Origin of the sequence: Escherichia sp. Lx600-2 (assembly GCF_036662595.1) — a bacterium.
Lineage (GTDB): Bacteria > Pseudomonadota > Gammaproteobacteria > Enterobacterales > Enterobacteriaceae > Escherichia > Escherichia coli.
In genome coordinates this window covers 1-2,562 of record NZ_JAYQWM010000190.1, presented here as the reverse complement: position 1 = coordinate 2,562, position 2,562 = coordinate 1, and the positions used below count along the sequence as shown (strand labels likewise).

General features: G+C 46.4%; 2 protein-coding genes and 1 pseudogene. 1 reads left to right on the top strand and 2 read right to left on the bottom strand.

Going from position 1 to position 2,562, the window contains the following annotated elements; translation table 11 throughout:
- Positions 1-224: 224 nt before the first annotated feature.
- Both OQV04_RS24235 and OQV04_RS24230 read right to left on the bottom strand, forming a co-directional pair.
- On the bottom strand, positions 225-1,085 hold the full coding sequence (locus tag OQV04_RS24235) for a broad-spectrum class A beta-lactamase TEM-1 (protein ID WP_000027057.1): 861 nt from the start codon (positions 1,083-1,085) through the stop codon (positions 225-227).
- A gap of 182 nt (positions 1,086-1,267) precedes the next feature.
- Entirely contained in the window at positions 1,268-1,825 is a 558-nt protein-coding gene (locus tag OQV04_RS24230) for a recombinase family protein (RefSeq protein ID WP_001235713.1), read from the bottom strand.
- 163 nt (positions 1,826-1,988) lie between these two features.
- Between OQV04_RS24230 and OQV04_RS24225 the strand changes: the two are divergent.
- Positions 1,989-2,459 (top strand): annotated as a pseudogene (locus OQV04_RS24225) (DUF4158 domain-containing protein); the annotation flags it as partial.
- Between the last annotated feature and the right edge of the window lie 103 nt (positions 2,460-2,562).

The window sequence follows — 2,562 nt, the reverse complement described above, 5'->3', positions numbered from 1 at the left end:
GATTAACTCACCTTCTGTTATTCCTAACATTTCAGCAAAAGTTTTTGCTTCTATAGTTACTGACTTCATTTAATTAAGGGGTCTGACGCTCAGTGGAACGAAAACTCACGTTAAGGGATTTTGGTCATGAGATTATCAAAAAGGATCTTCACCTAGATCCTTTTAAATTAAAAATGAAGTTTTAAATCAATCTAAAGTATATATGAGTAAACTTGGTCTGACAGTTACCAATGCTTAATCAGTGAGGCACCTATCTCAGCGATCTGTCTATTTCGTTCATCCATAGTTGCCTGACTCCCCGTCGTGTAGATAACTACGATACGGGAGGGCTTACCATCTGGCCCCAGTGCTGCAATGATACCGCGAGACCCACGCTCACCGGCTCCAGATTTATCAGCAATAAACCAGCCAGCCGGAAGGGCCGAGCGCAGAAGTGGTCCTGCAACTTTATCCGCCTCCATCCAGTCTATTAATTGTTGCCGGGAAGCTAGAGTAAGTAGTTCGCCAGTTAATAGTTTGCGCAACGTTGTTGCCATTGCTGCAGGCATCGTGGTGTCACGCTCGTCGTTTGGTATGGCTTCATTCAGCTCCGGTTCCCAACGATCAAGGCGAGTTACATGATCCCCCATGTTGTGCAAAAAAGCGGTTAGCTCCTTCGGTCCTCCGATCGTTGTCAGAAGTAAGTTGGCAGCAGTGTTATCACTCATGGTTATGGCAGCACTGCATAATTCTCTTACTGTCATGCCATCCGTAAGATGCTTTTCTGTGACTGGTGAGTACTCAACCAAGTCATTCTGAGAATAGTGTATGCGGCGACCGAGTTGCTCTTGCCCGGCGTCAACACGGGATAATACCGCACCACATAGCAGAACTTTAAAAGTGCTCATCATTGGAAAACGTTCTTCGGGGCGAAAACTCTCAAGGATCTTACCGCTGTTGAGATCCAGTTCGATGTAACCCACTCGTGCACCCAACTGATCTTCAGCATCTTTTACTTTCACCAGCGTTTCTGGGTGAGCAAAAACAGGAAGGCAAAATGCCGCAAAAAAGGGAATAAGGGCGACACGAAAATGTTGAATACTCATACTCTTCCTTTTTCAATATTATTGAAGCATTTACCAGGGTTATTGTCTCATGAGCGGATACATATTTGAATGTATTTAGAAAAATAAACAAATAGGGGTTCCGCGCACATTTCCCCGAAAAGTGCCACCTGACGTCTAAGAAACCATTATTATCATGACATTAACCTATAAAAATAGGCGTATCACGAGGCCCTTTCGTCTTCAAGAATTTTATAAACCGTGGAGCGGGCAATACTGAGCTGATGAGCAATTTCCGTTGCACCAGTGCCCTTCTGATGAAGCGTCAGCACGACGTTCCTGTCCACGGTACGCCTGCGGCCAAATTTGATTCCTTTCAGCTTTGCTTCCTGTCGGCCCTCATTCGTGCGTTCTAGGATCCTCCGGCGTTCAGCCTGTGCCACAGCCGACAGGATGGTGACCACCATTTGCCCCATATCACCGTCGGTACTGATCCCGTCATCAATGAACCGGACTGCCACGCCCTGAGCGTCAAATTCCTTTATCAGTTGGATCATATCGGCAGTGTCGCGGCCAAGACGGTCGAGCTTCTTAACCAGAATGACATCACCTTCCTCCACCTTCATCCTCAGCAAATCCAGCCCTTCCCGGTCTGTTGAACTGCCGGATGCCTTATCGGTAAATATACGGTTTGCTTTCACACCTGCGTCTTTGAGTGCTCTGACCTGAAGATCAAGAGACTGCTGACTGGTTGAGACCCGAGCGTAACCAAAAAGTCGCATAAAAATGTACCTTAAATCGAATATCGGACAACTCATGTCTATTATTACAAATTTACGATTTAATAGACATATTAATGTAACAGTTTTACGATGTCCGATAATTTATAACATTTCGTACGGTTGGAAAAATGTTACTAAATGCCCGTCAGGCAGGGAGGCCGATATGCCCGTTGACTTTCTGACCACTGAGCAGACTGAAAGCTATGGCAGATTCACCGGTGAACCGGATGAGCTTCAGCTGGCACGATATTTTCACCTTGATGAAGCAGACAAGGAATTTATCGGAAAAAGCAGAGGTGATCACAACCGTCTGGGCATTGCCCTGCAAATTGGATGTGTCCGTTTTCTGGGCACCTTCCTCACCGATATGAATCATATTCCTTCCGGCGTCCGGCATTTTACCGCCAGACAGCTCGGGATTCGTGATATCACCGTTCTTGCAGAATACGGTCAGAGGGAAAATACCCGCCGTGAGCATGCAGCGCTGATACGTCAGCACTATCAGTATCGTGAATTTGCCTGGCCCTGGACATTTCGCCTTACCCGTCTTTTATATACCCGGAGCTGGATAAGCAACGAACGTCCTGGCCTGCTTTTCGATCTGGCGACAGGGTGGCTTATGCAACATCGTATTACTGAGATTCTACGTCAGTACTTTATAAGGCACTGTTGCAAATAGTCGGTGGTGATAAACTTATCATCCCCTTTTGCTGATGGAGCTGCACATGAACCCATTC

Bases quoted from the DNA above. Each gene is read 5' to 3' on its own strand.
- OQV04_RS24235 (WP_000027057.1), bottom strand. From the start codon at position 1,085: ATGAGTATTCAACATTTTCGTGTCGCCCTTATTCCCTTTTTTGCGGCA.
- OQV04_RS24230 (WP_001235713.1), bottom strand. From the start codon at position 1,825: ATGCGACTTTTTGGTTACGCTCGGGTCTCAACCAGTCAGCAGTCTCTT.